20 protein-coding genes and 1 pseudogene are annotated in these 14375 nt (G+C 36.4%); 2 read left to right on the top strand and 19 right to left on the bottom strand.

What is annotated here, in order from left to right; translation table 11 throughout:
- Positions 1–2: 2 nt before the first annotated feature.
- The 10 genes from EM4838_RS04210 to EM4838_RS04165 all read right to left on the bottom strand — a co-directional run bounded on the left by EM4838_RS04210 (position 3) and on the right by EM4838_RS04165 (position 8559).
- Positions 3–1541: a phage portal protein gene (locus tag EM4838_RS04210; protein WP_071866036.1), complete on the bottom strand. Its 1539-nt coding sequence runs from the start codon at positions 1539–1541 to the stop codon at positions 3–5.
- A 14-nt stretch (positions 1542–1555) separates the two neighbouring features.
- Complete coding sequence (locus EM4838_RS04205) at positions 1556–2851, bottom strand: PBSX family phage terminase large subunit (RefSeq protein ID WP_071866035.1); 1296 nt, start codon at positions 2849–2851, stop codon at positions 1556–1558.
- Positions 2826–3722 (bottom strand): phage terminase small subunit, encoded by an 897-nt coding sequence (terS, locus tag EM4838_RS04200; protein WP_071866034.1) that lies wholly within the window; start codon positions 3720–3722, stop codon positions 2826–2828. Before terS ends, EM4838_RS04205 begins: the two co-directional genes overlap by 26 nt.
- Positions 3723–3768: 46 nt before the next feature.
- Complete coding sequence (locus EM4838_RS04195; RefSeq protein WP_192923783.1) at positions 3769–4476, bottom strand: DUF5677 domain-containing protein; 708 nt, start codon at positions 4474–4476, stop codon at positions 3769–3771.
- 33 nt (positions 4477–4509) lie between these two features.
- Positions 4510–4716: a hypothetical protein gene (locus tag EM4838_RS04190; RefSeq protein WP_071866032.1), complete on the bottom strand. Its 207-nt coding sequence runs from the start codon at positions 4714–4716 to the stop codon at positions 4510–4512.
- Between the two features lie 139 nt (positions 4717–4855).
- On the bottom strand, positions 4856–6127 hold the full coding sequence (locus EM4838_RS04185) for a site-specific DNA-methyltransferase (protein ID WP_071866031.1): 1272 nt from the start codon (positions 6125–6127) through the stop codon (positions 4856–4858).
- Positions 6117–6359, bottom strand: a complete 243-nt coding sequence (locus tag EM4838_RS04180; RefSeq protein WP_071866030.1) for a hypothetical protein — start codon at positions 6357–6359, stop codon at positions 6117–6119. The genes EM4838_RS04185 and EM4838_RS04180 overlap by 11 nt, the downstream gene beginning before the upstream one ends.
- Positions 6359–6538 (bottom strand): hypothetical protein, encoded by a 180-nt coding sequence (locus EM4838_RS04175; RefSeq protein ID WP_071866029.1) that lies wholly within the window; start codon positions 6536–6538, stop codon positions 6359–6361. The genes EM4838_RS04180 and EM4838_RS04175 overlap by 1 nt, the downstream gene beginning before the upstream one ends.
- An 804-nt stretch (positions 6539–7342) precedes the next feature.
- Positions 7343–7525 (bottom strand): hypothetical protein, encoded by a 183-nt coding sequence (locus EM4838_RS04170; RefSeq protein ID WP_071866028.1) that lies wholly within the window; start codon positions 7523–7525, stop codon positions 7343–7345.
- 566 nt (positions 7526–8091) lie between these two features.
- Positions 8092–8559 (bottom strand): ArpU family phage packaging/lysis transcriptional regulator, encoded by a 468-nt coding sequence (locus EM4838_RS04165; protein ID WP_071866027.1) that lies wholly within the window; start codon positions 8557–8559, stop codon positions 8092–8094.
- Between the two features lie 306 nt (positions 8560–8865).
- Between EM4838_RS04165 and EM4838_RS17110 the strand changes: the two genes are divergently transcribed.
- On the top strand, positions 8866–9117 hold the full coding sequence (locus tag EM4838_RS17110) for a hypothetical protein (protein ID WP_081367400.1): 252 nt from the start codon (positions 8866–8868) through the stop codon (positions 9115–9117).
- Positions 9118–9169: 52 nt separating this feature from the next.
- Here EM4838_RS17110 and EM4838_RS17040 read toward each other — a convergent pair whose 3' ends face one another.
- The 3 genes from EM4838_RS17040 to EM4838_RS04150 form a co-directional block, all read right to left on the bottom strand.
- Positions 9170–9292 carry a hypothetical protein gene (locus tag EM4838_RS17040; RefSeq protein WP_254905428.1) on the bottom strand — a complete coding sequence of 41 codons (123 nt, stop codon included), beginning with the start codon at positions 9290–9292 and terminating at the stop codon, positions 9170–9172.
- Positions 9293–9487: 195 nt separating this feature from the next.
- The gene (locus tag EM4838_RS04155) at positions 9488–9895 is read right to left on the bottom strand and encodes a DUF1642 domain-containing protein (protein WP_081367399.1); all 408 of its coding nucleotides are present in this window, start codon (positions 9893–9895) and stop codon (positions 9488–9490) included.
- A gap of 410 nt (positions 9896–10305) precedes the next feature.
- Positions 10306–10683 carry a YopX family protein gene (locus tag EM4838_RS04150; protein WP_071866025.1) on the bottom strand — a complete coding sequence of 126 codons (378 nt, stop codon included), beginning with the start codon at positions 10681–10683 and terminating at the stop codon, positions 10306–10308.
- 410 nt (positions 10684–11093) lie between these two features.
- Here EM4838_RS04150 and EM4838_RS04145 point away from each other — a divergent pair, with 410 nt between their 5' ends.
- On the top strand, positions 11094–11339 hold the full coding sequence (locus EM4838_RS04145; RefSeq protein WP_071866024.1) for a toxin-antitoxin system, toxin component: 246 nt from the start codon (positions 11094–11096) through the stop codon (positions 11337–11339).
- Positions 11340–11552: 213 nt separating this feature from the next.
- Here EM4838_RS04145 and EM4838_RS04140 read toward each other — a convergent pair.
- The 6 genes and pseudogenes from EM4838_RS04140 to EM4838_RS04120 all read right to left on the bottom strand — a co-directional run bounded on the left by EM4838_RS04140 (position 11553) and on the right by EM4838_RS04120 (position 14360).
- A pseudogene (locus EM4838_RS04140) lies at positions 11553–11933 on the bottom strand (nucleoside triphosphate pyrophosphohydrolase family protein).
- Entirely contained in the window at positions 11930–12238 is a 309-nt protein-coding gene (locus tag EM4838_RS16795) for a hypothetical protein (RefSeq protein ID WP_071866080.1), read from the bottom strand. Before EM4838_RS16795 ends, EM4838_RS04140 begins: the two are co-directional and overlap by 4 nt.
- Positions 12231–12545 (bottom strand): hypothetical protein, encoded by a 315-nt coding sequence (locus EM4838_RS04130; RefSeq protein WP_071866023.1) that lies wholly within the window; start codon positions 12543–12545, stop codon positions 12231–12233. The genes EM4838_RS16795 and EM4838_RS04130 overlap by 8 nt, the downstream gene beginning before the upstream one ends.
- Complete coding sequence (locus EM4838_RS16555; protein ID WP_169823210.1) at positions 12539–12703, bottom strand: hypothetical protein; 165 nt, start codon at positions 12701–12703, stop codon at positions 12539–12541. Before EM4838_RS16555 ends, EM4838_RS04130 begins: the two co-directional genes overlap by 7 nt.
- The gene (locus EM4838_RS04125) at positions 12693–13655 is read right to left on the bottom strand and encodes a phage replisome organizer N-terminal domain-containing protein (protein WP_071866022.1); all 963 of its coding nucleotides are present in this window, start codon (positions 13653–13655) and stop codon (positions 12693–12695) included. Before EM4838_RS04125 ends, EM4838_RS16555 begins: the two co-directional genes overlap by 11 nt.
- An 18-nt stretch (positions 13656–13673) precedes the next feature.
- Positions 13674–14360 (bottom strand): putative HNHc nuclease, encoded by a 687-nt coding sequence (locus EM4838_RS04120; protein ID WP_071866021.1) that lies wholly within the window; start codon positions 14358–14360, stop codon positions 13674–13676.
- Positions 14361–14375: the final 15 nt, after the last annotated feature.

Here is a 14375-nt window from a genome sequence, read left to right as displayed (position 1 = left end):
AATCACTCCTCGTAGTCTTCGTATCCAGAATCTCGTATTTCACCAGTAGTCTCATCAACTACATCTAATTGCGCTTGTCGGTAAAGATCTTTTGCCTTACTTTCAGGCAACTTCATTATTTTGGCTAAAGTTAACCATCCGGGAATCAGCCCATCGTTTTTCAGTTCACGATAATAATCAGATTCTGACTTTTTATCTAAGAAGATGCCATCATCAAAATTCACACCTATCTCTTCACGATTTGGAGATTCACCACTAAATAGTGGTTTCCCATCAACTTCTGTGGCTCGACCTAGCTCACACAGCGCTAGCACAACATCCCGAATGAATTCCTCTAATTCGGTTGTTTGTTGGTTCCTTGATTGATACGTTTGCGAGTTCTCGCTGATTACCTCAGTTGCCGTCTTATTCGTAGTACGTACCCCGGCACCATCGAAAACGAACGTACCAGTCGACAGCCCCACTTCCATTTCTAGAAGTCGCAAGCGATGATTAATTGCTCCGATGTATTGTTCTGTTCGAATATCATGAGTTAAATCAGTAATTTTAAATTCATCAGGGTCCGTACCAGGAACAATGACATAGAAGTCATCATCTTTATCAAAGGTTAATTTCGTTTCGCCTGTTCCCTTGTCAGAAATTCCACTTAGCATAGATTCAGGAAAGGCCGCTCTTCTCTTACCCACGTCAATTTCATGATCGAACGCATCAAGTGCTTTGTTTAATCGATCAAGTGTTCGTTTACAGTTATCGTACACACCAACACCAAGTGGTGAGTATGGATTGATATTGTTAAAACCTGCTGTCTTAAAATAAGAGAAGATTGGACGTTCAATTTCTTCACCATGAACAGCCACCTCAAACTCTTCGTACTGCTTTAATGTGTTTAAAGATACTTGCATCCCCAACACATTAGATTTTTCACTTTCGTATAGTTCCATAGAGACCCAATACTCACCATCGATCCACTCATGGAATTCTAACAAGGTATAATAGAACGTTTTGTTCCCTTGGGTTTTGATCGTTTTAAATGCCATTGCACACTGACTGATCTTATTTGTACTGCTTTCCAATGGAAAGAAAGCATCCGGGAGCGCCCATGAAAATTCCACTTGTCCTGATTGATCATTGAAATAAGGTCGCACAACTAAGCCACCAAGAGCCATTGCTGGTTCAAGATACTTACTGAGATTACGCTTGAAGTCATTATGTTGAAACACAGACTCTATCCAAGCGCTAGCTTCATCATATTTTTTTGATTTATCGTCTTTTCCGATCGTGATTTCTGCCTGTTCATTGAACATTACCTTCGCATATTCAGTAGCAACCTTGCGGGCCATATTGATATTCGCCTTTGCTCTCTGATCAGAATTACAATGCGTGTACCCTTGGTAATAAAGCAAGCTGTTTTGAATACGATCATATTCTTCACGACTCATTTGAATCTTTGGATGATCTAAAATACTTTGTAGCTCTTTTTTCGCTCCTATCGCAACCGCCCCCTTTCCAAAAACTCTTTTTATTGCTTGCCAAAATGACACCTGATCACCTCCTGCTAAAGAACATAGCGTTTCGTAAAATAATTAATCGCATAACGACATTCGTCTAATGCATGGTTGTTTTTATCCACTGGGTAGCCAGAATCATTCCGAACGTACATTCCTAATTCTTTGATGAAATGATAGTGACCATACTTGCCATCATGATCGTAAAGAAAAAAGCGTCCTTTTGAAAAGGCGCTTTGCATACGTTCGATACCTATTTCAATTTTAGTGCCATTGCTGGTTACTTTGTCTTTTGAGTTGTTGTCTGCTTTTGTTGTGACGATTCCTAACACACGTAATTCCTCACTCAATGACTTACAGGCTGGATCGACAAAGAATTTTGAATGTTTAGGCAGCCATGACCACTCTTTATAACACCATTCTTTAAACTGCTTAATTTCCTTGGCATACTCACTCATCGCTTTCGTGACACCCGTGTCGGCACCACTATGGTAGAAGTTAGCCATTCGATAGAGATAATATTCTCCATCTTTCCACGTAACAAGGTTTAAGGAACAGGTAGTTGCATCACTTTGTCCGCCGTCTGCACTAAAGAACGCTTCTACAGACTTGCCAATGATTTCCTTCGACAGATGAGTATCTTCGTTAAACATTGAATAGATCACACCTTCAGGCATCACACGATCACCTAGCCAATCTCGTTTGTAAAGATACTCGGAGACTTTACATTCAGCTTTCCATTCTTTCAAAGCTTGTTTCGTTAAAATAGGATTATCTTGTGGTCGCCAATGACGAAACTTAAAAGACCCAGTTTCTATAAAGGGTTTAAGAGTTTCTAGGTTCGGATGATTTGGTGCTGGCGGATTCTGTTCAGCGAGATGATAACGAAAGCTAGAAGCTTTAGTCCGACGAAAAGCCTCCTCTATGACCGCTTTGTTAAGCAGATTGAATTCCAAAAAAGTGACTGTTCCAAATGACATCCCAGTGATAGCGCCGACAGCATTCACTTTTCCGCCGCCTTTATAATAGATCCGCTTTTCTCCCTCTGGTAGATTGATCCATAAATGATCTCCATGTTCATCGTGTCGAATTTCAGCACAGCTGGCAAAGATATGTTCTAGTCCGAACCCTTCACAATCCATAAACATTCTGTAGGCTTGTTCTTGGTTATAAGCAAGAACAAGATGATTCGTATCGGGATGTCCTGCGTATATTAACGCCATCTTTTGAGCATCTGACATCGTCTTACCAGAACGAATCGTTCCCTCGTTCATCTCCATCCGAATTCCTTTAAGTGGTTGAAAAATATTCTCTTTTTGTTTAGTCGATAGTTTCAACTGACTCATCTGTTTCACTCTCCTCATCTTCTTCTATTGGACCAATAATCGCTTGGCCAATATCAATAAGGCCTTGAACTTTACTTTGCTCACCTTGTTTAAGAATAAGTTTAGAGACTTTATGTTCGAGAATATCCGCTTCAAAGGCTATTTTCCGTTTTTGCTCTTCCATTAATACAACTTTTCCTCCTAATAGGGATAATTCATTTAGTTGTTTAATCGATTTTGTCAACTGGTTACTAATCCGAGTTAGTGAATCTTCAATTGAAAGAATATCATCAATTTTACGGTATACTTTTCTACTTACTTGGATATCTTGCATTGCTTCACGTTTGATTTCTAGCTTTTTACCATCTTTTTCTATAGGAGTTTTTATTTTTCTTAGCTGTTGCAGCCGCTCAACTTCTTCCTCATTTAACCCTTCTTCGGCTTTTTTGATTCTTTTCATCATTCGTAGCTGTCGAATCTTCAGTAGCCGTATTTCTTCAGATAAAACACAAGAAGGATCATCATCCAAACTTGAATAGATGTCCTTCTCGTCATCGCTTAACGTATCAAAGAATATTGTTTCATATTCGCCAGTTTTCAAGGCGTTCTTATTGCCTGATGGCGGTGATGCGCTGCTATTCCCTTTATTCCCCATGGCATTCTGGTTACCGATAGGTGCGCCACCTTTATTTGCAGTACTACAATGATTATTTGAAGTACTACATTCATCTTTTTGCAGTACTTCATTCCATTTGTCACGTGATTTCCATGCTGAAATAGTTTTTTCTGGGACAGATAACTTTACAGAAATTTCTCGGTTAGTTATTGTTCCATTAGACTCTTCAAACAATTTGAAAGCTTCATCACGTCTTGGATCACGCTTTCTTGCCATTCAATATACACCACCTCACATTCTGATTAGGTTGAGTTTTGTTTTTCTAAGAAATCAAGTTTGCTAATTCTTTTCTTGTTTCATTCAGAATTTTACAACTTATACTACTAATTTGTTTTTCATTCAATATAGTTGGTTTTAATTTTGTCATACCATTATCTAACATTTCAAAATGTTTTAATCCATTATTCCCATGGGCTTCCATACATAAGTATCTATATATGCCATCGTACCAATCGGATTTACCCATACGTTCAAACAGCTTGTATATTCCTTTTGTACTTCCATCATCGTTATACCAAGGTACTAGCTTGTGCCCATAAAGTGAATCAAGTTCTTTTAAATATTGTTTTATTTTAGCTTCATCTTGTTCATATAAATCTGTTTGCTCTTTTAACCATTGATCTTGAGCAATCATTTTTTGTAGCTTTTTATTCTTTTTTTGAGCATCATATTGTTTTTTCACATCTCTATATACATTTAACTGATAAGCTCTGCTTCTTTTATTCGAATTCTTCTCCAATATATATTTCAAATATATATGATTTTCCATCATAGTTCTTATTAGGGATAAGATTCCCGTGTAATGTTTTCTATCTAATAGAATATTGATAGATAGTTTTAAATTCAAAATTTCAAAGCCAATGTCAGATGAAACCAAGAATTTCAGTTCATTTTCTTCTTCAGGTATTTTTGAAAAAACAATTTCTAATGTTTTTTCAAATTCAGTAATAGTCAGTTTATCATTATTCAAACTACTGATCTCCTTTTTTACATTGATTATCTCTCAATCATCAATATCTTTCAACATAAGATCAGCTTCAATCAATATCTTTAAATCGGAAACTTTATCTAACTTGATTTGTCCTGACTGGAGATTTTTAAGCCATTTCCCCAAAGCTATTCGAATGATTTTCTTATATTCATCAATAGACTCTGCTTTCTCCATCGCTTTTTCAATCTCATAGTCTAAATCAAATTTTTCGTTTTCCATTGTCTAAGCACCCCGACATCTGTTATGATGCTAAAAGATACAGAGGGTATCGAAAAACCACGCGTGGGCATTCTCTGTATCTTCGGGGGCTTAGTGTCCTCGTTGAAGTAGTCGAGTGTTTACGCACTCGGCTTCTTTTTTATTCTGAAACTAAAATTGCTTCGTTGCCTGTCGCTCGTTCCCATCTCTCAATAATTACATCACAAAATAGAGGATCTAATTCGAGAGTATAACAAATACGTTCTAACTGATCGCAGGTCATTAATGTACTACCAGAGCCACCAAATAAATCTAAAACGATATCCTGCCTTTTAGAACTATTTTTTACTGGTATAGCAATAAGTGATAATGGCTTTTGCGTCGGGTGATAATATGCATTCACATCATCTTTGGGAACTCTCCAAATGGTTGCTGGTAAATCTTCTAGTAAGTCGTCTTGCCAAACCGTTGTCTGTTTCCTATCTCCGTACCACGTAGGTGCATATCTTTCCTTATGTGCATAGAAAACTGGTTCATGTTGCCAACGATACTGACTCCAACCAAATGTTGCATTATTTTTAACCCAAATACACTGTGACCGAACTATAATTCCTGCGGCATTCATCCTATTTTCAAATTCTCGCTGATAAGAAGATCCATGAAAGACATAAATTGCCGAGTTGTCTTCCATTGCATTAGCATAGTTTTGGAATACAGACATTAAAAATTGATCAAACTCTTCATCACTCATATCGTCATTCATAATTTTATCTCGACCAGATTCGTTTAAATCTTTATTATCAGATTTCACCGCTACATTATATGGTGGATCAGTGACAACTAAATCCGCCTTTTTACCTTGTAGCAATCTTTCGACGTCGCTCGCTTTCGTAGCATCGCCACATAATAAATAATGCTTACCCAGCTTCCATAGTTGACCATATTTAGTTCTAGGATCAGAATGATTTTCTATAAATTCATTCACTTCGAATCCATCTTCTATTACAGGCTTTTCGGTATCTTCTTTATACTCAAACGCAGTAAGTAATTCTTCTACTTCTTCCGATTCAAACCCTGTTAAAACAATGGTTTCATTTTCTAATTCTTTCAACAAAACAGAAAGCTTTTCATCATCCCAATGACCAGTAATCTTATTGAGAGCCACATTAAGAGCTTTTTCCTTATCAAGTGGTAAATCAACGACAGATACGTCTATCTCTTCGTATAGGCCCAAATCTTTAGCCACAGCAACCCGTTGATGACCGCCTACGAGATTTCCTGTTCGTTTGTTAAAAATAGGTGGATCAACAAAGCCGAATTCCAAAATGGACTGTTTTAACTTCTCGTATTCGGCCATACCAGGTTCTAACTTAATTCTTGGATTATAATCAGCAGGCTTTAAGTCCTGTAACTTCATTACTTCAATTTGCATTTGTATCCCTCGAATTCTTGTTAATATTTTCTTCAATATGTGATTCATTAAAGTAGCCATATCCACAGTATCGAAGATTATATTTGTCAATTTCTTTCGGTGTCGCTTCTCTGGTCATTTCTACAATGGAGTATTTCTTTTTGATCTGAACTGACTGGACGACTCTAACTAGATCACCTTCATTCGGCTGTGGATACCTATTAGATAGTGATACGTACCAGTAGTTTCTCATCACGTGGCCTTCTCTCTATCTGAGATCAAATCATTGTAAAGAGCAGTAGCTCGTTCCTTTCCAACACGTAATCTACGTTGAATAGTTCCAATCGTAAATACTTGACCTTGACCAACTTCTTCAAAGCCCTTCTTTAATTGTTTCATTTCCTCAAAATCTTTATCAGTGTATTGTTTCATGAGTTCATTCCTCCTTAAGACAAAATAAAAAAGACCTCTCAACGAGCGATCTTATGTAACTACACAGAGAAGTGTGTTTGATTTTCTTATAAATGGGCAATAATGATTTCACTAGACATTAATGCTCGTTTTTTGTAAACTGTTTTTTACTATAGTCATTTGCCTATACTAGCGGAAACTAGTATAGGCTTTTTTGATATAATTTGATTATTGGCCTCTGACGCATCTTGGATTAGCGTGTAATCTTTCTCCAAATTATTTGCCTCGTTTTCATAATTCCCTCCTAAGATATTGGTAGCAAGACTCTGTAACATCCAAGTTTATCTCATACATTCTAAGTGACAGACTTGTGTAAACAGTCCTCCCTAGACAATACACTTTGATCAAATGTTGTAAAAAAATGTAGCTTGTATTGCTTACGAGTCTTTACCTTGTCCCTTCTAATCATTCATCTGATTTAACTTTTTCATGACTTTTTATCCTTTCGCTGTATAATAGAGTAAAAAAGAGAGGTAAGTAAAATGCCTTACTATGTGATCAAAAAGAAAAAGTTAAAAATATCGAATAATCGATTCGTCATTCACGAATGCACTTGCCATCGTATTAAACAAAAAGATGAAATCACTGCTATCGGGTATCATACAGAACATAATGATGCTCTTCTCTCTATTAGCTTAAAAAGACCCTCAGACGAATTTTTATTTTGTAGCTTTTGTTGCAAAACTCGAATTATAAGTAAATAGGCCCTACAATCTGCCAGATTTGATACCGGCAAATTTTTTTCTCAAAACAAAAAGCTATCCTTTATAGGACAGCTTCTCTAATATCTTTTAACTTAACTACAGCTACCTTATTGCTGTCGTCCACTAACTCGACGACTGCTGTTCTTTCTAAAATATTACGAATTTTGATTTTATAAAGTTCTTTTTCTCCGAATACTTTAGCCATGTAGATGCCATCTTTTTTCAATTCACTAGTTTCCAACATAAATCGTTTCACCTCTGAGAACATTTTCCATACAGGATAAACAATTTTTGATAATTAGTAAAGCATGTTCATATTGTAGATACAAACAAATCCAACAACCTTACACAAGCCTGACAACCGCTTCTCTTCCCTACCACAGCCTCAGTTGCTATTGTTATGGGTCAGATACTTATTACACTGACCAGTGTTAAATAAGTCCTCCCAAAGTCACTGGAGTGGGATTGCACTACACACAAGAACCTACTAGGTTCTCACGAGGTTATTCACCATTGACCGTTGCGTCTCCTACTTCCGCCACAGCGACATAATAAGAATAGACAGCAACATATGAACTATCCGCAGGAGCTGAACCCCACATCCTTTAGTTTATTTGCTGCTGTCTATCGAAGCTTAATTACAACGATGAGGGAGATTTCCTCCCTTCAAATTGTTTTTGTCGAAGTCCTGTTTCCTAATCTTTCGACACTATCATAATAAATCATTTGCTAGGTAGTTGATCGGTACAAAAAAGGTATAAAAAGGAAAGCTTCTGGGTAGTAAATGGGTATAAAAAGTGTAAAAACTGGCTACTTAAAAGCAACCAGTTCTAAGGAAGAAGCAAATTGAATGATGATTTTGTTCGATTCTGCTTTTACAGATTCCTCGCTCGTATTATTTCTTTGAGCAGTTACATAAATCGACATACCGTTGATATAACGATCATAGAATATCTTTTTCCGTCTTTCTGTTACATCAGGTTTATGCGGATGCTGAATTGCTGAATAGCCACGAATAAATAATTTGTGCAAGTACTCAAATTCTTGTTGTGCTTCCTCTTTCTCAATCATCATTCGTTCTGCTTCAAATGTATTATTTGCAGTAGAAGGTGGAACCAAGGAGTAAGATGCTGTTACTTTAGGCTCACGAGGTTGACCTACCCTACATCTAGCTGACAGATATGCTGAAAGGAAAACACCAACATTATGTTTTGTGCGATCCATATCCACATCTTTTGCCTCTGGTGTCTCATACTTCTTTACATCGAAAAGTACCATCCATTGATTCCTCCATTTATGATATAATAATTGTGTCAGAATTATTAATTAAGGTCGGAGGAATCCGGCTTTTTTTATACCCATGCTTATGCTAAGCTTTTCAAGTAGCGAGGTTGCACTCGTTACCCATATACATGTTGAGCTATCTGGCGGAAAACAGATGGCTCACTTTTTCAATATTCTGCTAAGGACAGCCAGTGGTCGGCTGTCTTTTTTATATTTAATGAGAAGCCTTACTTATTTTTTTATCTTTATTACGAAAAATGATATTATCTATTGATAATAAAGCGTATAGGAGATGGTTGAGTGACTATGTGGAGCATGCTGTTATTTTGGATTCCCGTTTGTATTGGTGTTGTCGCGTTTTGTTACTTTGTCAAACACTCTAGAACAAATAAGCTCCTCATGTTATCTTTTTTACCTATAGTATTTTTTATTGTACAAATTGTTAAACATACCTATATTGAATCGCAAGAAATATTCATTTTTTATGTGGTAGGTTTATTTATCTCTGTGGTCTTTTTCATAATGATACTTTCCTATTTTTATAGAAAATAAATTTTTCTCTTAGAAGTACATTCTTTCGCTGTTTATATAGTCTTCATATCCTCTAATTGAGCAACTGCAATATTCGCTTTGCTCTTTGCCAGTCCTCTATAAAATTTGTTACTTTCTCAAAATTCATTGTTGATCCGTCTTTATTCCATATAATTAAGCTTTTAGCTTTTTCCATCTTGACACTCCTATTCCAATTGTTAAAAATTTTTGTGCTACTTGCCTCTAGACAAGTAACTTTTTATTCGTTTGGTTTCTTCATCGAAAAACTTTTGCAACCATTTATTAAGTATTCTTAAATGGAATTTCATTACGAGAAAGGAAACAATAAAAGAAGTTATTGTAGAGACTAAAATGACTATTATCAATCCCCTCATCCTTCCACCTCTTTCACTGGCACAGCAAATGGCCAGAAGCGTTCGTCATTCCCTTTGATTTCCTTTTCAGTAAAAGTTGGAATATGTGCTTTGTTATTTGTATAATCAGCGTTTCCTTCTTCATCTAAAAAAGTATATTTCCATCCACCTTTATTTTCACTCAATATCACATAATACATCGGCTCTTTCTCGACCTCGTAGCCATCTTTCATGCGAATGAGTGTTTCGATTGGATTTTTTTTCGAATTGGCAAACCATTGATGAAATTCATTACGATATTCTTTGCAAATCTCCATCGCTCTAACACATTCGTAGAATATTGGAATTTCTAAATTATCCTTTGCATCCTCAAACCACTTAGCTACAAACTCAGGCAACACTGGCTTTTGCTGTTCCTCCTTCATAAAAACTAACCAATGTGTTTTTGTTCACTTGCTTGAATATATCTGAGTTTCAATCTTATTATTCGTCTCTAAATCTCTAACGTGTTAGCGTTAATTTGTGGGGGGATTTAGGGGGTGGCTCATTTGTTTATAACTGCAAAGGTTATCTTTTGGGTGATAGTTATTCTTTTCGTCCTAGTTATTTGTAGATTTGCAAAATGAAATGATCAATGTTACACAATGTTTCTTTTTGCAAATCCGATTTTTTATTTTATATCTAAAATCTTTAACTATGGACTTGATCAATCGTTATCTATTTTTATTAGATATTTGATTAGCCTATTTCTCGCAGTTGTTACTTTTATCGCATATCTAATCTATCGCTTTAAAAAGTAACAACTAAACCAGTCTATATGGCTGGTTTCTTACGTCTACTCCTCTAATAGATCACTATTCTCCCAAATATTCCCGATTACCTCTTCTTCACCCGTCCAAGAATAGCCATTATTTAGCCCTGAAAGATACCATGCTGGCATACCACCGATAAACGTCCCGCCATACTCCTCTAACCAAATGACTTCATGAGGACAACCACTAGTACATTTGATAATATCGCCTTGATAAACGTCTACACCGTTCTTATCCTTCAGTCCTGTAGATTGCATGAGTATGGTATCGACTTCAAAGCTGTACCAATCACCTCTACCGTCTTCTATCGATAAATAGCCTATATTATCAATAAAATCTATTAATTCAACTTCATGCATTGTCTTGTTTTTCTTATCCCATGCCCGAAATTTCAGTATCATCTGCTGTCTTCCTCCATATTCTGAAAAATAATAATAGCTTTCTCTGTATCTTTTGTAGCTTAAGTGTACAGGTAACTTCTTAAGCGACGTATGGCTTTGCTAATCATTACTCTTTTCATTATCCTTTTCCCAATCACTCATTTGCTGGCCTCTACCCCAAACCGCAACTTGGCAAGTCCGATGATCAGTAGGTATTGTTTGTCGTACTCGTTGTCTCCGTGAGTCTCTTTCAGTTTGTGTAAACTCATATAGATTGGCATCATCCAAAGAATCTCACTACGGTTTTTAACCTCAGTATCGTCGGAGACCCATTCACTTTATCTCATTTATTTCACAATGAATGTATAGAATTATAAAACACACTACTATTCATCAATTATGTGTTAAACTTATATAAAGGAGTGAAATTTATGTTAAAAACACAAGTTGATATTGTATCAATAATGAAAACTGTCTCATTACAAGTAGCAGATTCTTTTGACAGTGCTTCAATTATTGCAGAATTCGATACACCCAATGAACTAATTGAGTATTCAGAAAAAAATTTTGATTTAACATCAAAAAAATTTATAGAAGAGTTTGAAAAAAAATTTCAAGAAACTTATGTTGCTGAAGTAATTAAACAATTAAAAGAGCAAAGTGTGAGTTTTAATTAGCCTCTACTCAGAAAGGGGCTTTTCTATCTCAGCAAAATACGGTAAATTTTCCTTTTACGACTTCCTTTACAATAATTGCTAATCTCTAACAGATGAGAATGGCAGCGAGATTATCTATCCCTTGGCTTACTTTTCAAGAAACTCTTGTAAATTAACGACGTGCCGATTAACTAAAAACCATTCCTATAGTCACAATGAGCATAATTAGTTTTTTCATTTGCTGTCCTCCAGATCACTAGACTTTACAAACACCCCATCAACCATTTGCCCAGTACGTCCTTTAATTTCGTTCTAAGCCTGTACTAAGTACTCCTCAGCAGTCAACCCATGCTGCATAGCTGAAATGATAAGAGTAACAAGCGTGTCTCCGATACCATCTTTTACGGCTTTTAAATTGCCACGAGCCATACCAGCTCCGACCTTTCCAAGTTCCTCAATTACCTTCAACATCTGTTTCTCTGGTTGTGCCTGATCCAATCCAGCTCCGACCTTTCCAAGTTCCTCAATTACCTTCAACATCTGTTTCTCTGGTTGTGCCTGATCCAATCCTTTATTTTTAGCCCATTTCTCAATATTTATTGTCAGTTCGTTCATTTTTCTTCCTCCATGTATTTAAATTGACGGCCCTTAGAGTCAATATCCATGTGCTTCGCTCTGCTCCATATGATATTTTTTGACAGCCCAGTAATTTCTGCTAACTGTTCAGCTGTACCTGTAACTAGAATTCTGTCGCCATGCCAAATCGCTATTTTTCGACCTGGTCGTTTTCGTCCAGACTTTTCCTTGGGCCAAATCGTTTTAGCGATTCTCTGAACTTCCGCGACTGCCTCATCATTTTCTTGCCACTTCTCCGAACACGTCAGCGCAGCAATTCGTTTGATTTTTGCTTTCTTATTTATTTTTTACACCTTCAATCTCACATTCACTCTCAAAGTGTCTAGCGATACGCTCAAGAGCCTTTTTATACTCGATAATACTTTTTATCACGCGACCTTCTCTCATCACGTAGTCACGCTGTATGGCTCTTAAACACATAGTCAGTGTTTGATAGTAGCCAACAAATGAAGTCGCTTCTTCCTGCGCGCCTTTAGCACTTTCGGTATATTGGATCTTTCCAGACTCATCACGTACGACACGTGAGAGAACGATATTTTTGCAATCACTTGTAGTTGTGATCCGATAGTCCTCTATTCGCATATCTAACATTCTTCCTGCGCCTCCTTTATTATTTTTAGTACATGTGCTAGTGCGCTCTCACGTCCCGTATGGAACGCATTGAGCCACTCATCGTCATAAGCTAAACTTCGTCTTAACTCTTCGACACGCATCATTTCAAGTTGTGCAATAAAGTGGTTAACAGTCATCTTCTTTTTCCTCTTGAGCTTTCTGTGCCAAATATGCTTTGAAACGTGCATCGATTTCTGCTTTTTGTTGTGGATCAAGTTCTTTTTCTTCTTGCGATTTATTTGCCCATTCTGGTAATTTCTCACGACGGACATTTTTTTGATAACTCCGACTTATAGATTTTACTTGCTGACTTTTTCGCATTTCTTCTTCTCCCTCAATGGCAGATTTACTAAATAGTCGTTTATTAAAACGATTCTTAAGGATTCCTTCTAGATAATTCCATCGACGGTTATTATTTTCTATTGCTGTATTTACACCATGGATCATCCAGGCATCTGCTTGCTCAATGGTTAGGCCAGCTTCTTCCAAGTCTTTTAACCAAAAATTGATATTATCCCCCATAGTATTTCCATAAGGACTACCAAACCCATTTTTTTCAATATACGAATATATTTGAATCGAATACTGTTTTAATTCAGGAGCATCTTGTTTTTCTATGTCTTTGTCTTTCTCTAACTCTTTCTCTATATCTAACTCTTTCTCTAACTCTGGGCGACCTTTTCCAGACAGCTTCTGGACATTGTCCTCCCTTGCTCTTTGAACTCGTTTTTGTCTTGCATATTCTGTTTCTGAACCTACTAATTCGCTTAGTTGGTTGAGATATATTTCTCCACTATCTAATATTTTTATTAACCCAATTTTATTGAATAGATCCATAGCTACTTTCACTGTGTCTGCATTTGAACTTGTTAATCTTGCCAAGGATTCAGGATCGTAGGGAATCATTAAATTTCCTACATTCCTAACTAATAGACCTTCTGTTTTTAAAGATTTAAGACAGAGTTTTAGATAAAATAAGCAATATTCCTTACCGTTAGGTTGTTCTTCTAACCATTCGATAGTATCTTCTTCAAAAAAATCTTCTTTTAATTTGAGCCAGTAATAACGTTTCTTTTGTTTGTCTGACAATTCAATACCACCTTTTTCTTATCCGCCGATATTTAATTTATTGCTCGTTTCTTGATTTAACTTAATCCCTTTGATTTGATACTTATTTTTAAAATTAGCCACACCTAATTGATGTTTTTCCGTGTGATGGATTCTACAAAGTGCTGCGAACGTGTAATCTGAATGATCAATTTTCTTACGTTTCCGTCTACCCAAGGCTTTATCGAAGTGATCAATGTCAGCTCCTGTTCTTCCACAAATACAACAGACTCTTTTCGTAATACACTTGTAGAAGTAGTATTCTTGATTCGCTGGTAAAATTTCATATCCTTCTTTGAATGGAATATGATGTTCAAAGATGAAATCTAAGATGATATTTGCTAGGATGTTTACGTCACTTACAGTTGTATCCGATTCGTCTTTGAGGCTTATTTTTCGCCCTGTGACACCTTCAAAACGAAAGTAGAAGAATTCCTTCCAGAAGTCTGTTGGTGTGCCTGTGTCGATAAAGATATCGCCTATAAGTGCATATATGAAGTTTCTTTGCTGGACTGTGAAGCGACGTGGATCGATGAAACGTACTTCAATGATCCGATCACCTTCATAGCCTTCGTACATTGTTCTTAAACGTTCGATATTTACTTCTTCGTTGATTGTTGCGCTAATTTCTTGTCCTTTAAAATGCTTCAATATTGCAGAATATGAATCAATTAGCGGTTTAAACAATTAAATCACTTCTTT

This window comes from Enterococcus mundtii (assembly GCF_002813755.1).
Taxonomy (GTDB): Bacteria; Bacillota; Bacilli; order Lactobacillales; family Enterococcaceae; genus Enterococcus_B; species Enterococcus_B mundtii.
Note: the sequence above shows the minus strand (reverse complement) of the source record. Positions and strands in the feature narration are given on the sequence as shown.

What these genes read in the sequence shown, in the direction of transcription:
- EM4838_RS04170 (WP_071866028.1), bottom strand. Translation starts at nt 7,525, where the DNA reads ATGTTGGAAACTAGTGAATTGAAAAAAGATGGCATCTACATGGCTAAA.
- EM4838_RS04175 (WP_071866029.1), bottom strand. Translation starts at nt 6,538, where the DNA reads ATGAAACAATACACTGATAAAGATTTTGAGGAAATGAAACAATTAAAG.
- EM4838_RS04130 (WP_071866023.1), bottom strand. Translation starts at nt 12,545, where the DNA reads ATGTTAGATATGCGAATAGAGGACTATCGGATCACAACTACAAGTGAT.
- terS (WP_071866034.1), bottom strand. Translation starts at nt 3,722, where the DNA reads ATGGCAAGAAAGCGTGATCCAAGACGTGATGAAGCTTTCAAATTGTTT.
- EM4838_RS04165 (WP_071866027.1), bottom strand. Translation starts at nt 8,559, where the DNA reads ATGGTACTTTTCGATGTAAAGAAGTATGAGACACCAGAGGCAAAAGAT.
- EM4838_RS04190 (WP_071866032.1), bottom strand. Translation starts at nt 4,716, where the DNA reads ATGGAAAACGAAAAATTTGATTTAGACTATGAGATTGAAAAAGCGATG.
- EM4838_RS04205 (WP_071866035.1), bottom strand. Translation starts at nt 2,851, where the DNA reads ATGAGTCAGTTGAAACTATCGACTAAACAAAAAGAGAATATTTTTCAA.
- EM4838_RS04150 (WP_071866025.1), bottom strand. Translation starts at nt 10,683, where the DNA reads ATGATACTGAAATTTCGGGCATGGGATAAGAAAAACAAGACAATGCAT.
- EM4838_RS17040 (WP_254905428.1), bottom strand. Translation starts at nt 9,292, where the DNA reads ATGGAAAAAGCTAAAAGCTTAATTATATGGAATAAAGACGGATCAACA.
- EM4838_RS04180 (WP_071866030.1), bottom strand. Translation starts at nt 6,359, where the DNA reads ATGAGAAACTACTGGTACGTATCACTATCTAATAGGTATCCACAGCCG.
- EM4838_RS04155 (WP_081367399.1), bottom strand. Translation starts at nt 9,895, where the DNA reads ATGAAGGAGGAACAGCAAAAGCCAGTGTTGCCTGAGTTTGTAGCTAAG.
- EM4838_RS04145 (WP_071866024.1), top strand. Translation starts at nt 11,094, where the DNA reads ATGTTAAAAACACAAGTTGATATTGTATCAATAATGAAAACTGTCTCA.
- EM4838_RS04185 (WP_071866031.1), bottom strand. Translation starts at nt 6,127, where the DNA reads ATGCAAATTGAAGTAATGAAGTTACAGGACTTAAAGCCTGCTGATTAT.
- EM4838_RS16555 (WP_169823210.1), bottom strand. Translation starts at nt 12,703, where the DNA reads ATGACTGTTAACCACTTTATTGCACAACTTGAAATGATGCGTGTCGAA.